Consider the following 19,982-nt stretch of genomic DNA (forward strand, 5'->3'; position numbering starts at 1 on the left):
TGAGGTGTGCTATACTTCCTCTCGTCTGAATAGAAAACAGCAGGTGCCTGCCGCCGAGGGCTTGTCCTTTGGCCGGGAGGGTAAAAGGGAAGCGGGTGAGAGTCCCGCGCGATCTCGTCACTGTGATAAGGGAGTCCACTGCCTTGGCGCACGTCGCCGGTCACTGGGAGCTTTGCTTCTGGGAAGGCGGCAGCGGATGATGAGCTTTCAGTCAGGAAACCTGCCCGCTGTTGGTACAGGAGCGCCAAGCTCCGGATCACGAGGAATTGGTCGTACCAAAAAGCCCGAATCGTTCAAAGGGTCTTTTTGCTGTGCCTTCCGCGCGGCAGAAAGGCTCTTTTTCGTTTGAGCTGGCCCCCGTTTCGTACCCTTTCTATCGGAAATACCGATCCCACCCAAACAGAAAGGACTCAAAACAATGCGTAAAGCAACCAACAAGAACTGGCAGCGCGTCACCGCCGCTGCCGCCGCACTGGCTCTGTGTGCCGGTGTGCTCACCGGCTGCGGTGCATCTTCGTCCACTGCCGCCAGCAGCGCCGCAGCAAGCTCTGCTGCCGCCAGCGAGGTGAGCAGCGAGGAGGCCGATGAAATGGCAGCAAAGAACGTGGCAGATCTCATCGACGCCATCTATGTGCAGGAGCGCAACGAGAACACCGACGCCCAGTGCGAGGCCGCCAAGGCCGCATGGGACGCCCTGACCGACGCCCAGAAGGAGCTGGTCGAGGGTGAAGAGGCTGACCCCGATTACTTTGGCCGCGACACCGGCGACGCCTCCAAGGATGACCCCCGCAATGAGGACAACATCGGCGACAACGAGATCCTCGTCGTCAGCTTCGGCACCTCCTTCAACGACAGCCGCGCAGCGGACATCAAGGGCATCGAGGATGCCATTCAGGCCGCTTACCCCGACTGGTCTGTCCGCCGTGCCTTCACTGCACAGATCATCATCAACCATGTGCAGGCCCGTGACGGCGAGAAGATCGACAACATGGAGCAGGCTATGGAGCGCGCTGTCGCCAACGGCGTGAAGAATCTGGTCGTCCAGCCCACCCACCTGATGCACGGCGCGGAGTACGACGAGATGATGGAGCTGGTGGACAGCTACCGCGACAAGTTCGAGTCTGTCGCTGTCGCCGAGCCTCTGCTGGGCGAGGTGGGCAGCGATGCCACCGTCATCAACGCCGACAAGGAGGCTGTCGCCAAGGCGATCACCGCTGAGGCCGTCAAGACCGCTGGCTTCGACAGCGTGGACGCCGCTGCTGCGGATGGCACCGCCTTCGTTTTCATGGGCCACGGCACCTCTCACACCGCAAAGGTGAGCTACAGCCAGATGCAGGCTCAGATGAACGCTCTGGGCTACAAGAACGTCTTCATCGGCACCGTCGAGGGTGAGCCGGAGGAGACTGCCTGCGAGAACGTCATTGAGGCCGTCAAGGCCGCCGGCTACACCAAGGTCGTCCTGCGTCCCCTGATGGTCGTTGCAGGCGACCATGCCAACAACGATATGGCGGGCGACGACGATGATTCCTGGTTGAGCCAGTTCGAGGCCTCCGGTGCATTCGACTCCGTCGAGTGCCAGATCGCAGGTCTGGGCGAGATCGCTGACATCCAGCAGCTCTACATCGCACACACCAAGGCCGCTGTCGATTCCCTGAACGGCTGATTCTGACCCTATGATTGCCCGGAAAGGAGTGCCTTTTCGGGCAATTTCTTTTTCGGCCTGCTTTGAAATCAGGCCGTTGCGTGTTATAATCTTTTTGGTACGATATAAGTCGAGGTAACTGCTATGAAACTGAAAAATAAATGCTCTCTTCTGCTGGCCGGTGTGATGCTGGCCGGTGCACTCGTCGGCTGCGGCGCATCCAGCGCCCCGGCCAGCTCTGCCGCTTCCTCCGAGCCGGCGGCCTCCTCTGCCGTGAGCGAGGCTGCTTCTGCCTCCGCTGAGGCGGCGCTGCCCGACGGCACCTATACTGCCGATTTCGACACCGACAGCTCCATGTTCCACGCCAATGAGGCATTCGACGGAAAAGGCGCGCTGACCGTGAAGGACGGTCAGATGACGCTCCACGTCAGTCTCGCCTCCAAGAACATCGTCAACCTCTACGTCGGCACAGCAGAGGACGCAGCCTCCCACGAGGCCGACTGGCTCCAGCCCACCACCGATGTGGTGAACTACAGCGACGGCACCTCGGATGAGGTGTACGGCTTCGACATCCCGGTAGAGGCACTGGACACGGACTTCTCCGTTGCCATCCTCGGTAAAAAGGGCAAGTGGTATGACCACACCGTCAGCGTCCGCAATGCACAGCCCACGATGGAGGAGGCCCTTGCCGACGGCGCCTACACCTGCGACGTGACCCTTGAGGGCGGCTCCGGCCGCGCCACCGTGGAAAGCCCTGCGGCCCTGACCGTGGCCGACGGCAGGATGACCGCCACCATCGTCTGGTCCAGCCCCAACTACGACTATATGCTGGTGGACGGCGAAAAGTATCTGCCCACCAACACCGAGGGCAACTCCACCTTCGAGATCCCCGTCGCCGCCCTCGACACCCCGCTGGATGTGGTGGGTGATACCGTCGCCATGAGCACCCCGCACGAGATCGAGTATACGCTGACCTTTACGCTGAAGTAAACCGCTTCGCAGACTGAGAGGTTAAAGCCTATGAAGCGCCGCAATTTTCTGAAAGCCCTGCCCGCCGCCGCACTTGCCCTCGCTGGCTGCGGGCAGGCAGAGACCGCCCCGGCCAATACGGCCTCTCTCGTGTTCGACCACAGCTATCCGCTGGACTACGCGGCTCAGTTCTCCGCCGACTGCTATGAGGGGGGATATGTGCTGGTGAACATCCCGGACAGCGGCAGATTCCTCGTGATCCCCGAGGACGCGGCAGAGGTGGATGACCTGCCCGCCGATGTTGTCCCGCTCCGCCAGCCGCTGGACAACATCTACCTCGTCTCCACCTCGGTGATGGACCTCTTCGTCCATCTGGATGCGCTGGACTGCATCGCCCTCTCTGGCACCAAGGCCGAGGGCTGGTATGTGGAGGAGGCCAAGCAGGCCATGCAGGAGGGCCGCATCGCCTACGCTGGCAAGTACAGCGCCCCGGACTATGAGCGGATCCTTGCTTCCGGGTGCAGCCTCGCCATCGAGAACACCATGATCCTCCATGACCCGGCGGTCAAGGAACAGCTGGAAAAGTTCGGCGTGCCGGTGCTCATCGAGCGCTCGAGCTATGAGAGCGGCCCGCTGGCCCGGATGGAGTGGCTCAAGCTCTACGGCATCCTGCTGGGCAGGACCGAGCAGGCGGAGGAAATTTTCCGCCAGAAGGTGGAGCAGGTGGCCCCCATCCTCGGGCAGGAGAGCACCGGAAAAACGGTGGCTTTCTTCTCCATCACGTCGAACAACCTCATCACCGTCCGCCGCACCAGCGACTATGTGGCCCAGATGGTGGGGATGGCGGGCGGCGTCTACATTTTTGACGACCTCGAGGGGGACAGCCCGGGCCAGTCCACCGTCAAGCTGCCCCTCGAGACCTTCTACGCCCGGGCCAAAGACGTCGATGTCCTCATCTACAACAGCACCATCGAGGGCGTCGTGGAGACCCGTGACCAGCTCATCGAAAAGTGCCCCATGCTGGAGGAGTTCAAGGCTGTCCAGTCCGGCGACTGCTGGTGTACGGCCCAGAGCCTGTTCCAGCAGAGCATGGAGCTGGCCGACCTCATCTCCGATATGAACCTCGTTTTTACCGAGGGCAGGCCCGACCCGGCCTCCCTCCGCTTTTTGCAGCAGATCGTATAAAAGGAGCATTGCCATGACCACCACACGCCGCCTCAGCCTCGCCTACCTCGCCCTCACGGCGGGGCTTGCGGTGCTGTTCGCGCTCAACCTGTTCTGGGGCAGCGTGGAGCTGACGCCCGGGGCAGTGGCTGCAGCCCTGCTGGGCCGGGGTGGGGATGCGCTGGCTGTGGGCATCGTGCTGCAGCTGCGCCTGCCCCGGGCCGTCATGGTGGTGCTGCTGGGCGCGGCCCTCTCCGCAGCGGGCTACCTTTTGCAGACCTTCTTTGCCAACCCCATCGCAGGCCCCTTCGTCATGGGCGTGTCCAGCGGCGCGAAGCTGGCCGTGGCCCTCACGATGGTGGTCTTCCTGCAAAGGGGGCTGCTTACCGGTTCGGCCACCCTCATCATCGCGGCCTTTGCGGGCGCGATGGCGGCGATGGCCTTCGTGCTGGTGGTGGCCCGGCGGGTGCCCCGGATGAGCATCCTTGTCATCTGCGGCATCATGATCGGCTACATCTGCTCGGCCATCACCGACATCGTCGTGACCTTCGCGCAGGACTCCAACATCGTCAACCTCCATAACTGGTCGATGGGCAGCTTTTCCGGCATGACGTGGGCCAACGTGGGCGCTGCGGCCTGCGTGGTGCTGCCCGCACTGGCAGCGGCATTCCTCCTCTCCAAGCCTATGGCGGCCTACCAGATGGGGGAAAGCTATGCCCGAAGCGTCGGCGTGCCGGTGCGGGCCTTCTCGACGGCTCTCGTGCTCCTTTCCAGCCTCCTCTCCGCCTGCGTGACGGCCTTTGCCGGGCCGATCTCCTTCGTGGGCATCGCGGTGCCTCATCTGGTCAAGAGCCTGCTGGGCAGCGCCAAACCCCTCTATGTCCTGCCGGGCTGCTGCCTTGGCGGGGCGGCGTTCTGCCTGCTCTGCGACCTTATCGCCCGCAGCCTGTTCGCGCCCACCGAGCTGTCCATCAGCTCGGTGACAGCAGTTTTTGGTGCACCGGTGGTCATCTGGCTGCTGGTGCGCCGCCAGACAGAGGGAGGCCGGGAATGAGCGAAGAAAAAGCCTTCTGCCGCACCGATGACCTTGCCATCGGCTACGGCAAAACGCCCCTGATGGAGCACATCCGCCTCGGAGCCGAAAAGGGGAGCATCCTCACCCTCATCGGACCCAACGGTGCGGGCAAATCTACCCTCCTCAAGACGCTGGCGGCCCAGCTGGCCCCGCAGGGGGGCGCTGTCCTGCTGGACGGAAAGAGCCTTGCGGACTACTCCGGCCCTGAGCGCGCCCGGAAGATGGCCCTGATGGTGCCCCACACCCGCCGCACTGAGTTGACCACCTGTTTCGAGATGGCCTCCGCCGGGCGCTACCCCTACACGGGGCGGCTGGGCGTCCTCTCGGCGGAGGACAGGCGGCAGGTCCACGCCGCGCTGGCCCTTGTGGGGGCCGAAGCGCTGGCGGGACGGGACTTCAACTGCATCAGTGACGGCCAGCGCCAGCGCGTGCTGCTGGCCCGGGCCATCTGCCAGCAGCCGGAGCTGATCCTGTTGGACGAGCCGACGTCCTTCCTTGACATCAAGGGCAAGGCCGAGCTTCTGGCCATCCTGAAGAGCCTCGCCCGGGACAAGAAGATGGCCGTCATCCTCAGCCTCCACGAATTAGAGCTGGCCCAGAAGATCTCGGATAAGGTCGTCTGCGTCTCGGCGGCGGGCGTCTCGGACGTTATGACGCCCGGACAGGCGTTTGCCCGGGAAAACATCTGTAAAATTTATGATTTGAGCGACGAGCAGTACGCTTTTCTGTACGGTGAAGCGAAAAAGCCCGCCGAGACGGGGCAGCCCCGCTTTGAGCACTATGTCCGCAGCGGCCAGAAGCTCCTGCGCTGCGGCTACACCACCGGCACCTGCGCGGCGCTGGGGGCGGCGGGCGCAGCCCGTCTCCTTCTCAGCGGCCGCGCCCCGGAGACGGTGGCCCTCCGCACCCCGAAGGGCATCGTGGTGGAGGTGGAGCCGATCTTCTGCCGCCGGTCGGGCGAGGGGGCAGAGTGCGCCATCCGCAAAGACGGCGGCGACGATGTGGACGTGACCACCGGCCTGCCGGTCATTGCCGGTGTGACCCTCCGGCCGGAGCTGGCCGGAGAGGTGCGCATCCACGGCGGCGAGGGGGTGGGCCGGGTGACGAAGCCCGGCCTCGACCAGCCGGTGGGCGAAGCCGCCATCAACCACGTCCCCCGGGCCATGATAAAGGAGGCGCTGGAAAAGGAGGCGGAGTCTGCCGGATATGCGGGCGGCTTCGATGTCACCATCTCCATCGAAGGCGGGGCCGAGACAGCCAAGCGCACCTTCAACCCCCACATGGGCGTGGAAGGCGGCCTCAGCGTCCTCGGCACCAGCGGCATCGTCGAGCCGATGAGCCAGCAGGCCATCCTCGACACCATCCAGCTGGAGATGGGGCAGGCCGCGCTTCGGGCAGGGACGCCCCGGCGGCTCATCCTCGCCCCGGGCAACTACGGGCTGGACTACCTCCACGAGAATCTGCCGGCCCTGAAGTGCATCCCGGTGGTCAAGACCTCGAACTTCATCGGCGATGCGCTGGATATGGCGGCGGGGTCGGGATTTGAGCAGGTGGTGCTGGTGGGCCACATAGGCAAGATAGTCAAGCTGGCGGGCGGCGTCATGAACACCCATTCCCGCACGGCGGACTGCCGCACCGAGCTGCTCTGCGCCCACGCCGCTCTCTGCGGCGCGTCCCGGGACGTCTGCGCGTCCCTGATGGGTGCCGCCACCACCGACGCCTGCATGGAGATCCTAGATAAGGCGGGGATGAGAGAGCCGGTCCTGTCGAGCCTGCTGGACGCCATCCAGCTCCACCTCGACCGCCGTGCCGCCGGGGCGTTCCGGGTGGGCGCGGTGCTCTTCTCCAACCAATACGGCCCGCTGGGCCAGACCAAGACTGCAAAGGAGCTGCTGGACGAATGGAAAAACGGATCGGCGTCTTGTACGGCGTCAGTGTAGGCCCGGGCGACCCGGAGCTGATGACCCTGAAGGCGGTCCGCTGCCTCGAAAAATGCCCGGTCATCGCCGCACCTCAGACCGCCGGAGGTCGGATGCTGGCGCTGGACATCGCCCGGGGCGCGGTCGGGCTGGACGGCAAGACCCTCCTGCCCCTGCGCTTTGCCATGAGCCGCGACCCGGAGGTGCTGCGCGCCTCCCATGAGGAGGCCGCTCGGGCGGTGAAAGAGTATCTGGATGCCGGGCAGGACGTCGCCATGCTCAACCTCGGCGATGTCTCGGTCTATGCCACCTTCGGCTATTTGCAGGAGATCTTGGAGGCGGAGGGCTATAAGACCGTGAGGATCCCCGGGGTGCCAAGCTTCTGCGCCGCCGCGGCCCGGCTGGGCCAGCCCCTGACGGGCGGGATGGAAGCGCCTCTGACCATCGCCCCGGGACGTCACGCGGCCGAGGTACTGGCCGCACCGGGGACGAAGGTGCTGATGAAATCGGGCCGTCAGCTGCCGGAGACACTGGCCGCACTGGCCGAAGCCGGGCTTCTGGGCCGCAGCGCGATGGTCTGCAACTGCGGCCTGCCGGACGAGGAGGTCTGGCCCGACCTGTCTGCCTGCGATGCCAGCCGTCCGGCGGGCTATTTTACAACGATCTTAGTAAAGGAAGGGTAACGGATATGGTTCATTTTGTGGGAGCGGGGCCGGGTGCCCCCGACCTCATCACCCGTCGGGGCGCGGCCCTGCTGGCCGATGCCGACTGCATCATCTATGCGGGCAGCCTCGTCAACCCGGCCCTGCTGGGTCTGGCAAAGCCCGGCTGCGCCATCTACAACAGCGCCGAGATGACGCTGGAACAGGTGCTGGACACCATCCGCGCTACGGAGCAGGCGAGCGGCACCACCGTCCGCCTCCACACCGGCGACCCCTGCCTTTATGGGGCCATCCGGGAGCAGATGGATGCGCTGGACGCCGACGGCATCCCCTACGATGACACCCCGGGCGTGTCCAGCTTCTGCGGCGCAGCGGCGGCGCTCTGTGCCGAGTACACCCTGCCCAATGTGAGCCAGACCGTCATCATCACCCGGATGGAGGGCCGCACCCCCGTCCCCGAGGCCGAGCAGCTGGCAAAGCTGGCCGCGCATGGGGCCACCATGGTCATCTTCCTCTCCATCGGGCTGGTGGACAAGGTCCAGCAGGCCCTCCTTTCCAGCGGCGGCTACCGCTCCGACACCCCCGCCGCAGTGGTGTATAAGGCCACATGGCCGGAGCAGAAGGTGGTGCGGTGCACCGTCTCCACACTGGCCGAGGAGACCCGCAAAAACGGCATCACCAAGACGGCCCTCATCGTCGTGGGCGATTTTCTGGGGCGGGATTACGACCGCAGCAAGCTCTACGACCCTGCCTTTACCACCGAGTTCCGGCAGGGGACGGAGGCCGGAAAATGAGCTGTGCGTATCTGGCCTTTACGGCAAGGGGCGAGGCACTGGCCCGTCGGCTGGCGGAGGCCCTGCCCGGCAGCGTGAGCCGCTGCGGCGGGGAAGTGACCCTGAAGGGCTGGACGGCGGAGCACTTTGCACAGAACGAGGCGCTTATTTTTGTAGGAGCTGTGGGCATCGCCGTCCGGGCCGTCGCGCCTTATTGCAAAAGCAAGGCCAGCGACCCGGCGGTGGTGGCTGTGGACGAGGGCGGGCAGTTCGCCGTGCCCCTGTTGTCGGGCCATCTGGGGGGCGCGAATGCGCTGGCCCGGGCGCTGGCGGAGGTCTGCGGCGCGGTGCCGGTCATCACGACGGCCACCGACGTCAACGGCCTTTTTGCCGTGGACCTCTGGGCCAAGGCGCAGGGCTGTGCCCTCCTTGAGCCGGAGCGCATCAAGCGCGTCAGCGGCGCCCTGCTGGCCGGGCAGACCGTCCGGTACTGGTCGGCGTGGCCGGTGGCGGGGGAGGCCCCCGCCGGGGTGGAGCGGGCCGGGACGCCCGAGGCCGCCGATTTCGCCCTCACCCTCACGCCGGAGGGCGGGGCGCTCCACCTCGTGCCCCCCATCGGGGTGCTGGGCGTGGGGTGCCGCCGGGGAACGACGGCAGAGCGGCTGGAAGAGGCGTTCTCGGCCTTCTGTGCCTCGTCGGGCCTCAGCCCGGCGGCAGTCTCGGCGGCTGCCAGCATCGACCTGAAAAAAGAGGAGCCGGGGCTTGCACAGTTCTGCGAAGCCCACGGCTGGCCCATCACATTCTATTCGGCAGACCAGCTGCGGGCCGTGCCGGGGCAGTTCACCCCTTCGGCCTTCGTGGCCGGTGTCACCGGCGTGGACAACGTCTGCGAGCGGGCAGCGGCAAAAGCCTCGGGCGGGGCGCTCCTGCTGCCCAAGACAGCGGGCGGCGGCGTGACGCTGGCGCTGGCCGTCCGCCCCTTTGCACCCGATTGGAGGACAGAGCAATGAGTGAGAACCGAAAGACCGTGTTCGTCGTGGGGCTTGGCCCCGGCGGCGGACAGTTTCTGACCGTGCAGGCGCAGAGCGCCTTGCAGCAGGCCGAGGTGTTGTGCGGCTATACGGTCTACATCGACCTTGTGCGCCCCCTCTACCCGGAAAAGGAGTGCTACGCCACCGGCATGACCCGGGAGCTTGACCGCTGCCGCTGGGCGCTGGATACCGCCCGGGCAGGCCGGGATGTGGCGCTGGTCTGCTCCGGCGATGCCGGGGTCTACGGCATGGCAAGCCCTCTTCTGGAGCTGGCCGAGGCGTATCCGGATGTTGATGTGGAGGTCGTGCCCGGCCTGACCGCCGCCCTCAGCGGCGGGGCGGTGCTGGGAGCGCCGCTGGCCCACGATTTCTGCGTCCTCTCTCTGTCCGACCGCCTCACGCCGTGGGAGGTCATCGAAAAGCGCCTGGCCTGCGCAGCGCAGGGCGATTTCGCGCTGGCGCTGTACAATCCCTCCTCCAAGGGCCGACCCGACTACCTGCGCCGGGCCGTGGACATCCTGCTGGCCCACGGCAAGGCCCCTGACACCCTCTGCGGCTGGGTGCGGAACATCGGCCGGGAGGGACAGGAAAAGCAGCTCCTGCCCCTCAGCCAGCTCCGGGACACCGAGGTGGATATGTTCACCACCGTCTTTGTGGGCAACGCGGCCACCCGTGCGCTGAACGGGCGGATGGTCACGCCGCGGGGGTATCGCCGATGAGAGTGGTCCTGTTCAGCGGTACCACCGAGGGGCGGGAGCTTTCCCGTCGGCTGGCAGAGCTTGGTCTTGAAGTCACCGTCAGCGTAGCCACCCCGCTGGGACAGGAAGAGCAGGGGAGCGCCCCCGGCGTCACCGTCCGGTGCGGGCGGCTCCTGCCCGATGAGATGGCCGCTCTCCTGAAGGGCGCTGCCCTCTGCATCGACGCCACCCACCCCTACGCAGTGGAGGCGACGAAGAACATCCGGGCGGCGGCAGAGTCGGCGGGGGTCGGGTATCTCCGCCTCCTCCGCCCGGCCAGCCCCCTGCCGGAGGGCTGTCTTGTCTTCGGGAGCGCCGGGCAGGCGGCGGAGGCGCTGGCGCAAAAGGAAGGAAACCTTCTGTTGGCCACCGGGGCCAAAGAGCTGCCTCAGTTTGCGGCCATCCCGCCCCAGCGGCTCTATCCCCGCGTCCTGCCCACGCTGGAAAGCATCGCAGCCTGTGAGGCGGCGGGCATCCCCCACCGCAACATCATCGCCATGCAGGGGCCGTTCAGCTTCGCGCTCAATCAGGCGATGATGGAGCAGTTCCATATCCGCTGGCTGGTCACGAAAGACGGCGGCGCAGCGGGCGGATTCGACGAAAAAGCCGCTGCCGCTGCCGCCGCAGGGGCGCAGCTGGTGGTCATCCGCCGCCCGCCCGAGCAGGGCGAGACGGCGGATGAGGTGCTGAAACGCTGCAAGGAGATGATAAGATGAACGTGACACTCATCGGCATGGGTTCCGGCCAGCCCGAGAGCCTGACCCTCCAGAGTCTGGCCGCGCTGCGGCAGGCCGACCTCATCCTTGGTGCGCGGCGTCTGCTGGCGGCTCTGCCCGCCGGCTGCACCGCCAACCGCGCCGCTGCCTACCGCGCCGACGAGGTGGCGGAGCTTCTGCACACCTCCGGCGCAGAGAATGCCGTGCTGGTCTACAGCGGCGACACCGGCTTTTACTCCGGCGCAGCCGCGCTGCTGGATAAGCTTTCGGCTCTCGGCATCCGCGCCCAGGTGCTGCCGGGCCTTTCCAGCGTCCAGCTCCTTGCGGCGGCGCTGGGCCGTCCGTGGCAGGACTGGAACCTCGTCTCGGCCCATGGCCGCGCCTGCGACCCGGTGGCCGAGTGTATGCAGGGCAGGCCCGCCTTTTTCCTCACCGGCGGCAGTGAAGACCCTGCCACCCTCTGCGCCCAGCTGGCGGCGGAGGGCTTCGGCGAGGTGGAGGCCGTCGTGGGCCAGTGCCTCGGCACGCCGGAAGAGAAGCTCTTCCGGGGCAGGGTGCAGGAGCTGGCGGCGGGCCGCTTCGACAGCCTGAGCGTCCTCCTCGTGGAGGCCGCAGAGGTGCAGCCCCGCCGCACGCCGGGCCTGCCGGATGAAGCGTTCGAGCGGGGCAGTGTCCCCATGACCAAGCAGGAGGTGCGGGCTGCTGTGCTGGCAAAGCTGGCCGTCCGCCCGGAGGACATCCTATGGGACGTGGGGGCCGGGACGGGCAGTGTCAGCGTGGAGCTGGCGCTGGCTGCGCCCCGGGGCAGGGTCTACGCGGTGGAGTGCGACCCGGAGGGCTGCGCCCTCATCCGGGCCAACCGCAAGAGATTCCTCGCCCGCAACCTGACCCTCGTGGAGGGGCTTGCCCCCGCCGCGTTGGCCGACCTGCCCGCGCCGGACGCCGTCTTTATCGGCGGCAGCAAGGGCAGCCTCGCCGCCATCGTGGACGCTGCGCTGGAAAAGAACCCCGCCGCCCGCATCTGCGCGTCGGCCATCGCCCTCGAGACCCTCTCGGCGGCGGTGGCTGCGCTGACGGCCCGGGGCCGGACGGTGCAGGTGAGCCAGATCGCCGTCAGCCGGGCCAGAGCCGTGGGCGGGCTGCACCTCATGATGGCCCAAAACCCCATCTACCTCATCACGGGAGAATGACCATGATCCAATTTCTGCTGGCGGCACCCCGCTCGGGCAGCGGCAAGACCACCATGACCTGCGCCCTCCTGATGGCGCTCAAGCGGCGGGGCTACACGCCCTGCGCCTTCAAGAGCGGGCCGGACTACATCGACCCCATGTTCCACCGGGCGGTGCTGGGGGTGGAGAGCCACAACCTCGACCTCTTTTTCTCCCCGCCCGAAACGGTGCGCGCCCTCTACGCGAAGGGAGCCTCCGGCCACGGCGCGGCGGTCTGTGAGGGGGCGATGGGCTTCTACGATGGCCTCGGCGGTGTGAGCGACAAGGCCAGCGCGTGGCATCTGGCCGACACGCTGGGCCTGCCGGTGCTGCTGGTGGTGGAGCCGAAGGGCCAGAGCCTGACGCTGGCCGCAGAGCTGCGGGGCCTCGACGGCTTCCGTGCCCCCAGCCATCTTGCGGGCATCCTGCTCAACAACTGCACGGCCCGGATGCACGCCCTGCTGGCCCCCATGCTGGAAGCGGAAACGGGCCTGCCGGTGCTGGGTTTCCTGCCCAAGCTCCCGGAGGCCGTCATCGGGAGCCGCCATCTCGGCCTCTATACGGCGGCGGAGGTGGAGGACCTGCAAAAAAAGCTGGCCGCACTGGCCGCAGCGGCGGAGGAGCAGATCGACTGGCCCCGCCTGCTGGCCCTCTGCGAAAAAGAGCCGCCCGCCCTGTCCGGGCAGGCGGAGACACCCCCGGCCCGCGTCCGCATTGCTGTGGCGCAGGACGAGGCCTTCTGCTTCACCTATGCCGAGACGCTGGAAGCGCTCCGGGACGCCGGGGCAGAGCCGGTCTTTTTCAGCCCTCTCCGGGACGCAAGTCTGCCGGAGAAGGTCGGCGGGCTGTATCTGCCCGGCGGCTACCCGGAGCTTCATGCCAGAGCACTGAGCGAAAATAACGCGCTTCTGCGCGAGATAAAAAAGAGGGTCGAAGCCGGTCTGCCCACAGTAGCCGAGTGCGGCGGCTTCCTCTATCTGGGGCAGCGACTCACCGACACCGCCGGGCAGAGCTGGCCGATGGCCGGGGTCCTGCCGGGGACGGCGCAGGACGCCGGGCGGCTCGTCCGGTTCGGCTATGCCGAGCTGGGGGCCGAAGAGGACAGTATGCTCTTCCGGGCCGGAGAGCATTTTCCCATCCATGAGTTCCACCACTGGGACTCCACCGCCAACGGCACGGCCCTCACGGCCCGCAAGCCGGTGGGGGGCACGGAATGGCGGTGCGGATTTGCAAACGAGCATTTCTATGCGGGTTTCCCGCATTTATACTGGGCGGGCACGCCCCTGCCGCAGCGTTTTGCCGCTGCGGCGGAAGCATATAGGAGAGACCATGACTGAGACAGAACTTGCCGCCCTCTGTGCGGCCATCACGCCGCCGGACGAAGCCGCCCGGGCGGCGGCACATGCCCACTGGGCCAGCCTCGCTAAACCGCTGGGCGGGCTGGGGGCACTGGAAATCGTGCTCGAAGACGCCGCGGCCCTTACCGGCAGCGCGAAGCTGGAGTTTTCCCACCGCGCGGTGCTGGTGCTCTGCGCCGACAACGGCGTGGTGGCGCAGGGCGTCAGCCAGACCGACAGCAGCGTGACCCGCGCCGTGGCCGAGAACCTCGCCGCCCGCCGCACCAGCGTCTGCCGGATGGCCCAGACGGCCCGGTGCGAGGTGGTGCCGGTGGATATGGGCATCGCGGGCGAGCCTGTGGCAGGCGTCCTCGACTGCCGCATCGCCCCGGGCACGGCGGACTTTACCCTTGGCCCGGCCATGAGCCGGGCGCAGGCTGTGGAAGCGGTCGGACGGGGCATCCGGCTGGTGCAGGAGCAGAAGAAAGCGGGCGTCGGCCTGCTGGCCACCGGGGAGATGGGCATTGGCAACACGACAACGTCCAGCGCCGTGGCCGCTGTCCTGCTGGGGCAGCCGGTGGAGCGGATGACAGGACGGGGGGCAGGCCTCTCGGATGCGGGCCTTGCCCGGAAGGTCGATGCCATCCATCGCGGCATCGTCCGGAATCAGCCCGACCCCGCCGACCCGCTGGACGTGATGGCGAAGCTGGGCGGCTTCGACATCGCGGGGCTTTGCGGCATCTTTCTCGGCGGGGCCTTGGAGGGAGTGCCCGTGCTGGCCGACGGCTTCATCAGCGGAGTGGCGGCGCTCTGCGCCGTCCGGCTCTGCCCGGCGGCGGAAAAGGCGGTCTTTGCCAGCCATTGCTCTACCGAGCCGGCCGCGAAGCTGGTGCTGGATGCACTGAACAAAAAAGCCCTCATCACGGCAGGCCTCCATCTGGGCGAGGGCACCGGCGCGGTGGCCGCCATCCCGCTGTGGGATATGGCGCTGGCCGTCTACGATGGCTGCTATTCCTTCGCAGAGGGCGGCATCGATGCCTACACGCCGCAGGGGGGCGCGGGATGCTGACGCTGGTCATCGGCGGCGCAGCCAGCGGAAAGAGCGCCTACGCCGAGAGCCTTGTGTTAAAGACCGGCCTGCCCCGGTACTACCTCGCCACCATGCAGGTCTGGGACGCCGAGTGCGCCGCCCGGGTGGAAAAGCACCGGAAGATGCGGGCCGAAAAGCAGTTCGAGACGCTGGAGTGCCCGCTCCACCTCGACCATCTGGCTCTGCCCGGCCGGGGGACCGTCCTCTTGGAAGACCTCGGCAACCTTGTGGCCAATGAGCTTTACGACCCCGGCGGGGCGGGAGAGCACACCGCAAAGGCCGTCCTGACCGGGCTGGAGCGCCTCGCCGCCGGGTGCAGCGACCTCATCGTCGTGTCGAACGAGGTGTTCAGCGGCGGGGCCGACTATGTAGGCGATACCGGGCAGTATCTGCGGGCGCTGGCGCAGGTAAACAACGCCTTCGCCGCCCGGGCGGACAACGTCTGCCGGGTGGTCTGCGGCCTGCCGGTGTATTACAAGGGGGGAGAGAAGCTGTGACCATTTTGCAGACCATCGCGGTAGCCTTTGCGATGTTTTCGGCCATGCCGGTGCCGCAGTTCGGGTGGAACGAGAAGAATATGCGGTACGCCATGTGTGCCTTCCCCCTCATCGGGGTGGTGTGCGGCGGGCTGTGGTGCCTCTGCGGCGTCCTGCCCCTGCCGGACATGGCCCGGGCGGCGGCGTTCTGCCTCGTGCCGGTGGCTGTCACCGGCGGCATCCATCTGGACGGCTATGCCGACACCTCGGATGCCCTCTCGAGCTACGGCGACCGCGAAAAAAAGCTCGAGATCCTGAAGGATTCTCACTGCGGCGCCTTTGCCGTCATCCGGCTGTGCAGTTATTTTGTCGCCTACTTTGGCCTCTGCGGCAGTGTGCAGTTCACCCCTCGTGTGGGGCTGTGCTGGACGCTGGCGCTGGTGCTGGAACGGGCGCTGTCCGGCTTTGCCGTGGCGGCGTTCCCGCTGGCGAAGGATACCGGCCTTGCCCACACCTTCGCCACGGCGGCGGACAGGCAGACCGTCCGCCGTTTCCTCTGCGGAGCGTCGGCCCTGCTGGTGCTGGCGCTGACGGTGCTGGGGGGTGGTGCTCTGGCGGCAGCGGCGCTTCTGGCGATGAGCCGCTATTATTTTGTGGCAAAAAAGCAGTTCGGCGGCATCACCGGCGATCTGGCCGGATGGTTTTTGCAGCGGGCTGAGCTGTGGATGCTGGCGGCGCTGGCCGTCAGCCAGTGGGGAGGAGTGCTGTAAATGATGTTCATCACAGGGCCGCTCTACAGCGGCAAGCGCACCTTTGCGCGGAAGTTCCGGGGCAGCGTCATCGCCGATGTGCAGGACGCCGCTGCGGAAATCCAGACCCCGGAGCAGCTCGAAGCGCTGGCCCGGGAGCTGGCGGAATACGATATTGTCATCGCCACCGAGGTCGGCGGCGGTGTTGTCCCGATGGATGCCGGGGCGCGTGCCGGGCGGGAGGCCGCCGGGCGGCTGGCCTGCCTGCTGGCCGCCCGCGCCGACTGCGTGGTGCAGATGTTCTGCGGCATCCCGACGGTATTGAAAGGAGAATTGCCCTCATGTTGATCTATTTACTGCGTCATGGCCTGACCGAATACAACGCCCAGAAGCGCTATCAGGGCCAGCGCGACATCCCGCTCTCGGCGGAGGGCCTGCACCAGCTGCGCCGGGCCGACATCGACCCGAAGGTGGTCTATATCACCCCGCTGCAGCGGACAGCCCAGACGGCCCGGGTGCTCTTCCCGGACGCAAAACTCGTGGTCGTCAAAGACCTGCAGGAGATGTGCTTTGGCAGCTTCGAGGGGAAGAACTACGTCGAGATGGAGCACGACGCCGACTATCAGGCGTGGGTGAAGGCCAACTGCGAGAGCAAGTGCCCCGACGGCGAGCGGAAGGACGATTTCTCCGCCCGCATTTGCAATGCATTCTCCGGTCTGGTGGACAAGGCACTGGCCGACGGCGAGGAGCTGCTGGTCATCCTCGCCCACGGCGGCACCCAGATGGCGGCGATGGAGCGGTATGTCCTGCCCCGGCGCGGCTATTATGAGTGGTGCGGCCCCAACGCGGGCGGCTATGTGTTGGACGCCGCCGACTGGGCAGAAAAGCGCCAGCTCCGCCTCGTCAGGATCGTGCAGTACACGAAGGACGCGGAGGCGGACGCATGATGACCGTCTGGGCTGTGCTGGGGGGCTTCGTGCTGGATGCCATCTTCGGCGACCCGGCGTGGCTGCCCCACCCGGTGGTGTACATGGGCAAGGCCATCTCCCGGCTGGAAAAATTTCTCCGCGCCCGCCTGCCGAAGACGCCGCAGGGCGAGCTGCTGGGCGGCGCGGTGCTGGCGTTCTGCCTGCCGGTGGGGACGCTGCTGCTCACGGGCCTTGTCTGCTGGGGTGCGGCACGGCTCCACCCTCTGCTGGGGCTTGCCGTGCAGATGTTCTGGTGCGGGCAGGCGCTGGCCGCAAAAGGGCTGGTGCAGGAGAGCACGAATGTCTATGCCGAGCTGAAAAAAGGCAGCCTGCCCGCCGCCCGGAAAGCCGTGAGCCGCATCGTGGGCCGTGACACGGAAGCGCTGACTGCTGAGGGCGTGACCCGAGCGGCAGTGGAGACCGTGGCCGAAAACGCCAGCGACGGGGTCATCGCGCCGCTGCTCTATATGCTGCTGGGCGGTGCGCCGCTGGCCCTGACCTACAAGGCTATCAATACGATGGACAGCATGGTGGGCTACAAGAACGAGAAATATCTCTATTTTGGCCGTGCGGCGGCAAAGCTGGACGATGTGGCAAACTATATCCCGAGCCGTCTGGCGGCGCTGCTCTGGATCATGGCGGCGGCGTTCACCCGCAATGACGCCAAGGGCGCGTGGCGTATCTGGCGGCGGGACCGCCGCAATCACGCCAGCCCCAACAGCGCCCAGACTGAGAGCGCCTGCGCCGGTGCGCTGGGCGTCCAGCTGGCCGGGCCGGCCTATTATTTCGGGGAATATTATCCGAAGCCCACCATCGGCGACCCGCTGCGGCCCATCGGGCCGGAGGATATTCTGCGGGCAGATCGGATGATGTATGCAGCCAGCGGGCTTGCGCTGGCGTTTGGATGTGCGATACGGGGGTTCTTGGGATGAAACAACTGGTCCACGGCGGTGACTGGATGGGCTACCGCGAACGCTTTGGCCGCGATGCACTGGATTTTTCAGCGAACGTCAGCCCCCTCGGCCTGCCCGAGGGGGTGGCGCAGGCCATCCGGGAGGCTCTGGCGGAGGCCGACCGCTACCCCGACCCCCTCTGCCGCACCCTGCGCGCGGCGCTGAGTCGGGCCGAGGGCGTGCCGCCGGAGCAGATCCTCTGCGGCAACGGCGCGGCGGACCTCATCTTCCGGCTGGTCTGGGCCGCAAAGCCCCGCCGTGCGCTCGTGACGGCCCCCACCTTTGCCGAGTACGCCGCCGCGCTGGATACGGCGGGCTGTGAGATAAAACGCTTTTTCCTCAGGGAAGCAGAGGATTTCGCGGTGACGGATGCCCTTGTGGACGCCGTGGACGAGAGCACCGACATGGTGTTCCTCTGCCAGCCCAACAACCCCACCGGACAGCTTGCTTCGCCCGGGCTGGTCGAAAAGCTGCTGCGCCGGTGCGAGGCGTGCCGCGCGATCCTTGCGGTGGACGAATGCTTCCTCGATTTTCTGCCCGACGCCGACCGGTGGACGGCGAAGCCTCTGCTGGAAAGCGGCGGCCTCGTCATCTTCAAGGCCTTTACCAAGCTCTACGGCATGGCAGGCGTCCGGCTGGGCTACTGCCTCTGCGGCGACGAGGCGCTTTTAGAGAAGATGCAGGCAGCGGGTCAGCCGTGGGCCGTGTCGAGTCTGGCGCAGGCGGCGGGCATCGCGGCTTTGAAGGAGACGGCCTATGTGGACGAGGTGCGGGCGCTGATCGCGCAGCAGCGTCCGGCCATGACGGCAGGGCTGCGGGCGCTGGGCCTGCGGGTCATCGACGGAAGGGCGAACTATCTGCTCTTCCGCGCCCCTGCCGACCTGAACGAACGACTCCGCCCGCTGGGTACACAGGTGCGCAGCTGCGCGAATTATCCGGGCCTCGGGCCGGAGTGGTACCGCACGGCGGTGCGCACGGCTCCCGAGAACGCCCGGCTGCTGGAGATCATGAGGGAGGTGCTGGAATGAGCAGAGCAAAATGCATCATGGTGCAGGGCACGATGAGCGGCGCGGGCAAAAGCCTGCTCTGCGCGGCGCTCTGCCGCATCTTTGCGCAGGACGGCCTGCGCGCCGTGCCCTTCAAGAGCCAGAACATGGCCCTGAACAGCTTCGTCACCAAGGACGGCCTTGAGATGGGCCGGGCGCAGGTGGTGCAGGCGCAGGCGGCAGGGGTAGAGCCGGACGTGCGGATGAACCCGATCCTCCTGAAGCCCAGCAGCGACGTGGGCAGTCAGGTCATCGTCAACGGCGAAGTGCGGGGCCAGATGGCGGCGGCGGAGTATTTCCGCACGAAAAAAAAGCTGGTGCCGGACATCATGGCCGCATATGATAGTCTGGCCGAGGAGGCTGACGTCATCGTCATCGAGGGCGCAGGCAGCCCGGCGGAGATAAACCTGAAAAGCGAGGACATTGTGAACATGGGCCTCGCCGAGATGGTGGATGCGCCGGTGCTTCTGGTGGGCGACATCGACCGGGGCGGCGTGTTCGCCCAGCTTTACGGCACGGTGGAGCTGCTGGAAGAAAAGGAGCGGGCGCGGATCAAGGGGCTTGTCATCAACAAATTCCGGGGGGATGTGGAGATCCTCCGCCCCGGCCTTGCGATGCTGGAAGAGAAGACTCATCTGCCGGTGGTGGGGGTCGTGCCGTATCTGAAGGTGGACATCGAGGACGAGGATTCCCTGAGCCAGCGCCTCGAGAGCCGGGGTGGAAAAAAGCCGCTGGATGCAGCCATCCTCCGTCTGCCACACCTGTCCAATTTTACGGACTTTATGCCGCTGGAGCAGCACCCGCTGCTGGGAGTGCGGTATGTGGCGAACGCCCACGAGCTGGGCACGCCCGACCTCATCCTGCTGCCGGGCACCAAGAACACGGTGGACGACCTGCTCTGGCTGCGGCAGTGCGGGCTGGAGGCAGCGCTGCTCAGGCTGGCTGGGAAAGGTACGCCGGTGCTGGGGGTCTGCGGCGGCTACCAGATGCTGGGCCAGACCCTCGACGACTCCGAGGGGAGCGAGAGCGGCCGTCCGCAGACGCTGCGGGGGCTGGGCCTGCTGCCCACCCGGACGGTGTTCAGCCAGCGCAAGCGCCGCGCACAGGTCCGGGCCGTCGTCACTGCTGCCCCCTTTGCAGGCGCGGAACTGGAAGCCTACGAGATCCATACCGGCGTGACCGAGGCCGAGGGCGAGCCGTTCGCCCGCTACCCGGACGGCGGGCGGGAGGGCTGCGTGCAGGGCAATGTGTTCGGCACCTATCTCCACGGCCTGTTTGACACTGGCGCCCTCACCGAGGCGCTGGCGGGCTGGCTCTGCCGCCGCAGGGGCATCGACCCCTCCGACGCGGCCCTCATCCCGATGGAGGAGTACCGCCGCCAGCAGTTCGACAAGCTGGCCGACGGCGTCCGGGCGGCGCTGGACATGGACGCGGTGTATGCCGCGATGGGAATGGAGAAGCACTGAA

20 protein-coding genes and 1 riboswitch are annotated in these 19,982 nt (G+C 66.7%); all 20 genes read left to right on the top strand.

The window, feature by feature from the left end:
• Positions 1 to 24 precede the first annotated feature (24 nt).
• Positions 25 to 242: riboswitch (cobalamin riboswitch) on the top strand.
• 176 nt (positions 243 to 418) lie between these two features.
• The gene (locus tag ACT8X9_RS01425; protein WP_444267876.1) at positions 419 to 1,663 is read left to right on the top strand and encodes a sirohydrochlorin cobaltochelatase; all 1,245 of its coding nucleotides are present in this window, start codon (positions 419 to 421) and stop codon (positions 1,661 to 1,663) included.
• 123 nt (positions 1,664 to 1,786) lie between these two features.
• Positions 1,787 to 2,632: an iron transporter gene (locus tag ACT8X9_RS01430; RefSeq protein ID WP_444267877.1), complete on the top strand. Its 846-nt coding sequence runs from the start codon at positions 1,787 to 1,789 to the stop codon at positions 2,630 to 2,632.
• A 30-nt stretch (positions 2,633 to 2,662) separates the two neighbouring features.
• Complete coding sequence (locus tag ACT8X9_RS01435) at positions 2,663 to 3,796, top strand: ABC transporter substrate-binding protein (protein WP_444267878.1); 1,134 nt, start codon at positions 2,663 to 2,665, stop codon at positions 3,794 to 3,796.
• A 13-nt stretch (positions 3,797 to 3,809) separates the two neighbouring features.
• The gene (locus tag ACT8X9_RS01440; RefSeq protein ID WP_227619817.1) at positions 3,810 to 4,829 is read left to right on the top strand and encodes a FecCD family ABC transporter permease; all 1,020 of its coding nucleotides are present in this window, start codon (positions 3,810 to 3,812) and stop codon (positions 4,827 to 4,829) included.
• The gene (gene cbiD, locus ACT8X9_RS01445) at positions 4,826 to 6,790 is read left to right on the top strand and encodes a cobalt-precorrin-5B (C(1))-methyltransferase CbiD (protein ID WP_444267879.1); all 1,965 of its coding nucleotides are present in this window, start codon (positions 4,826 to 4,828) and stop codon (positions 6,788 to 6,790) included. The genes ACT8X9_RS01440 and cbiD overlap by 4 nt, the downstream gene beginning before the upstream one ends.
• Positions 6,751 to 7,452 carry a precorrin-2 C(20)-methyltransferase gene (cobI, locus tag ACT8X9_RS01450; RefSeq protein WP_444267880.1) on the top strand — a complete coding sequence of 234 codons (702 nt, stop codon included), beginning with the start codon at positions 6,751 to 6,753 and terminating at the stop codon, positions 7,450 to 7,452. Before cbiD ends, cobI begins: the two co-directional genes overlap by 40 nt.
• A 5-nt stretch (positions 7,453 to 7,457) precedes the next feature.
• Entirely contained in the window at positions 7,458 to 8,225 is a 768-nt protein-coding gene (cobM, locus tag ACT8X9_RS01455; RefSeq protein ID WP_444267881.1) for a precorrin-4 C(11)-methyltransferase, read from the top strand.
• Positions 8,222 to 9,214, top strand: coding sequence for a cobalt-precorrin 5A hydrolase (locus ACT8X9_RS01460; RefSeq protein WP_227619813.1), 993 nt, complete (start codon positions 8,222 to 8,224; stop codon positions 9,212 to 9,214). The genes cobM and ACT8X9_RS01460 overlap by 4 nt, the downstream gene beginning before the upstream one ends.
• On the top strand, positions 9,211 to 9,954 hold the full coding sequence (cobJ, locus tag ACT8X9_RS01465; protein ID WP_227619812.1) for a precorrin-3B C(17)-methyltransferase: 744 nt from the start codon (positions 9,211 to 9,213) through the stop codon (positions 9,952 to 9,954). The genes ACT8X9_RS01460 and cobJ overlap by 4 nt, the downstream gene beginning before the upstream one ends.
• Positions 9,951 to 10,688 (top strand): precorrin-6A reductase, encoded by a 738-nt coding sequence (gene cobK / locus ACT8X9_RS01470; protein WP_444267882.1) that lies wholly within the window; start codon positions 9,951 to 9,953, stop codon positions 10,686 to 10,688. The genes cobJ and cobK overlap by 4 nt, the downstream gene beginning before the upstream one ends.
• Positions 10,685 to 11,878, top strand: a complete 1,194-nt coding sequence (gene cbiE / locus ACT8X9_RS01475; RefSeq protein WP_444267883.1) for a precorrin-6y C5,15-methyltransferase (decarboxylating) subunit CbiE — start codon at positions 10,685 to 10,687, stop codon at positions 11,876 to 11,878. Before cobK ends, cbiE begins: the two co-directional genes overlap by 4 nt.
• Before the next feature lie 2 nt (positions 11,879 to 11,880).
• Entirely contained in the window at positions 11,881 to 13,233 is a 1,353-nt protein-coding gene (locus ACT8X9_RS01480) for a cobyrinate a,c-diamide synthase (protein ID WP_444267884.1), read from the top strand.
• Positions 13,226 to 14,302: a nicotinate-nucleotide--dimethylbenzimidazole phosphoribosyltransferase gene (gene cobT / locus ACT8X9_RS01485; protein WP_444267885.1), complete on the top strand. Its 1,077-nt coding sequence runs from the start codon at positions 13,226 to 13,228 to the stop codon at positions 14,300 to 14,302. The genes ACT8X9_RS01480 and cobT overlap by 8 nt, the downstream gene beginning before the upstream one ends.
• On the top strand, positions 14,296 to 14,820 hold the full coding sequence (locus ACT8X9_RS01490; protein ID WP_444267886.1) for a bifunctional adenosylcobinamide kinase/adenosylcobinamide-phosphate guanylyltransferase: 525 nt from the start codon (positions 14,296 to 14,298) through the stop codon (positions 14,818 to 14,820). The genes cobT and ACT8X9_RS01490 overlap by 7 nt, the downstream gene beginning before the upstream one ends.
• Entirely contained in the window at positions 14,817 to 15,569 is a 753-nt protein-coding gene (locus ACT8X9_RS01495) for an adenosylcobinamide-GDP ribazoletransferase (protein WP_444267887.1), read from the top strand. The genes ACT8X9_RS01490 and ACT8X9_RS01495 overlap by 4 nt, the downstream gene beginning before the upstream one ends.
• A complete protein-coding gene (locus ACT8X9_RS01500) occupies positions 15,570 to 15,896 on the top strand; it encodes a bifunctional adenosylcobinamide kinase/adenosylcobinamide-phosphate guanylyltransferase (protein ID WP_227619805.1) in 327 nt (108 codons plus the stop codon).
• Positions 15,890 to 16,495 carry a histidine phosphatase family protein gene (locus ACT8X9_RS01505; protein ID WP_444267888.1) on the top strand — a complete coding sequence of 202 codons (606 nt, stop codon included), beginning with the start codon at positions 15,890 to 15,892 and terminating at the stop codon, positions 16,493 to 16,495. The genes ACT8X9_RS01500 and ACT8X9_RS01505 overlap by 7 nt, the downstream gene beginning before the upstream one ends.
• Complete coding sequence (cbiB, locus tag ACT8X9_RS01510) at positions 16,495 to 17,448, top strand: adenosylcobinamide-phosphate synthase CbiB (protein WP_444267914.1); 954 nt, start codon at positions 16,495 to 16,497, stop codon at positions 17,446 to 17,448. Before ACT8X9_RS01505 ends, cbiB begins: the two co-directional genes overlap by 1 nt.
• Positions 17,445 to 18,497 carry a pyridoxal phosphate-dependent aminotransferase gene (locus ACT8X9_RS01515; protein ID WP_444267889.1) on the top strand — a complete coding sequence of 351 codons (1,053 nt, stop codon included), beginning with the start codon at positions 17,445 to 17,447 and terminating at the stop codon, positions 18,495 to 18,497. Before cbiB ends, ACT8X9_RS01515 begins: the two co-directional genes overlap by 4 nt.
• Positions 18,494 to 19,981, top strand: coding sequence for a cobyric acid synthase (locus ACT8X9_RS01520; protein WP_444267890.1), 1,488 nt, complete (start codon positions 18,494 to 18,496; stop codon positions 19,979 to 19,981). Before ACT8X9_RS01515 ends, ACT8X9_RS01520 begins: the two co-directional genes overlap by 4 nt.
• Position 19,982 lies beyond the last annotated feature (1 nt).

Source organism: Faecalibacterium sp., from assembly GCF_052358865.1.
Lineage (GTDB): Bacteria > Bacillota > Clostridia > Oscillospirales > Ruminococcaceae > Faecalibacterium > Faecalibacterium butyricigenerans.

What these genes read in the sequence shown, in the direction of transcription:
- ACT8X9_RS01520 (WP_444267890.1), top strand. Translation starts at nt 18,494, where the DNA reads ATGAGCAGAGCAAAATGCATCATGGTGCAGGGCACGATGAGCGGCGCG.
- ACT8X9_RS01515 (WP_444267889.1), top strand. Translation starts at nt 17,445, where the DNA reads ATGAAACAACTGGTCCACGGCGGTGACTGGATGGGCTACCGCGAACGC.
- cbiE (WP_444267883.1), top strand. Translation starts at nt 10,685, where the DNA reads ATGAACGTGACACTCATCGGCATGGGTTCCGGCCAGCCCGAGAGCCTG.
- cbiD (WP_444267879.1), top strand. Translation starts at nt 4,826, where the DNA reads ATGAGCGAAGAAAAAGCCTTCTGCCGCACCGATGACCTTGCCATCGGC.
- ACT8X9_RS01435 (WP_444267878.1), top strand. Translation starts at nt 2,663, where the DNA reads ATGAAGCGCCGCAATTTTCTGAAAGCCCTGCCCGCCGCCGCACTTGCC.
- ACT8X9_RS01430 (WP_444267877.1), top strand. Translation starts at nt 1,787, where the DNA reads ATGAAACTGAAAAATAAATGCTCTCTTCTGCTGGCCGGTGTGATGCTG.
- ACT8X9_RS01505 (WP_444267888.1), top strand. Translation starts at nt 15,890, where the DNA reads ATGTTGATCTATTTACTGCGTCATGGCCTGACCGAATACAACGCCCAG.
- ACT8X9_RS01460 (WP_227619813.1), top strand. Translation starts at nt 8,222, where the DNA reads ATGAGCTGTGCGTATCTGGCCTTTACGGCAAGGGGCGAGGCACTGGCC.
- ACT8X9_RS01500 (WP_227619805.1), top strand. Translation starts at nt 15,570, where the DNA reads ATGATGTTCATCACAGGGCCGCTCTACAGCGGCAAGCGCACCTTTGCG.
- cobK (WP_444267882.1), top strand. Translation starts at nt 9,951, where the DNA reads ATGAGAGTGGTCCTGTTCAGCGGTACCACCGAGGGGCGGGAGCTTTCC.
- ACT8X9_RS01425 (WP_444267876.1), top strand. Translation starts at nt 419, where the DNA reads ATGCGTAAAGCAACCAACAAGAACTGGCAGCGCGTCACCGCCGCTGCC.
- cobI (WP_444267880.1), top strand. Translation starts at nt 6,751, where the DNA reads ATGGAAAAACGGATCGGCGTCTTGTACGGCGTCAGTGTAGGCCCGGGC.
- ACT8X9_RS01480 (WP_444267884.1), top strand. Translation starts at nt 11,881, where the DNA reads ATGATCCAATTTCTGCTGGCGGCACCCCGCTCGGGCAGCGGCAAGACC.
- cobJ (WP_227619812.1), top strand. Translation starts at nt 9,211, where the DNA reads ATGAGTGAGAACCGAAAGACCGTGTTCGTCGTGGGGCTTGGCCCCGGC.
- ACT8X9_RS01440 (WP_227619817.1), top strand. Translation starts at nt 3,810, where the DNA reads ATGACCACCACACGCCGCCTCAGCCTCGCCTACCTCGCCCTCACGGCG.
- cbiB (WP_444267914.1), top strand. Translation starts at nt 16,495, where the DNA reads ATGACCGTCTGGGCTGTGCTGGGGGGCTTCGTGCTGGATGCCATCTTC.
- cobT (WP_444267885.1), top strand. Translation starts at nt 13,226, where the DNA reads ATGACTGAGACAGAACTTGCCGCCCTCTGTGCGGCCATCACGCCGCCG.
- cobM (WP_444267881.1), top strand. Translation starts at nt 7,458, where the DNA reads ATGGTTCATTTTGTGGGAGCGGGGCCGGGTGCCCCCGACCTCATCACC.
- ACT8X9_RS01490 (WP_444267886.1), top strand. Translation starts at nt 14,296, where the DNA reads ATGCTGACGCTGGTCATCGGCGGCGCAGCCAGCGGAAAGAGCGCCTAC.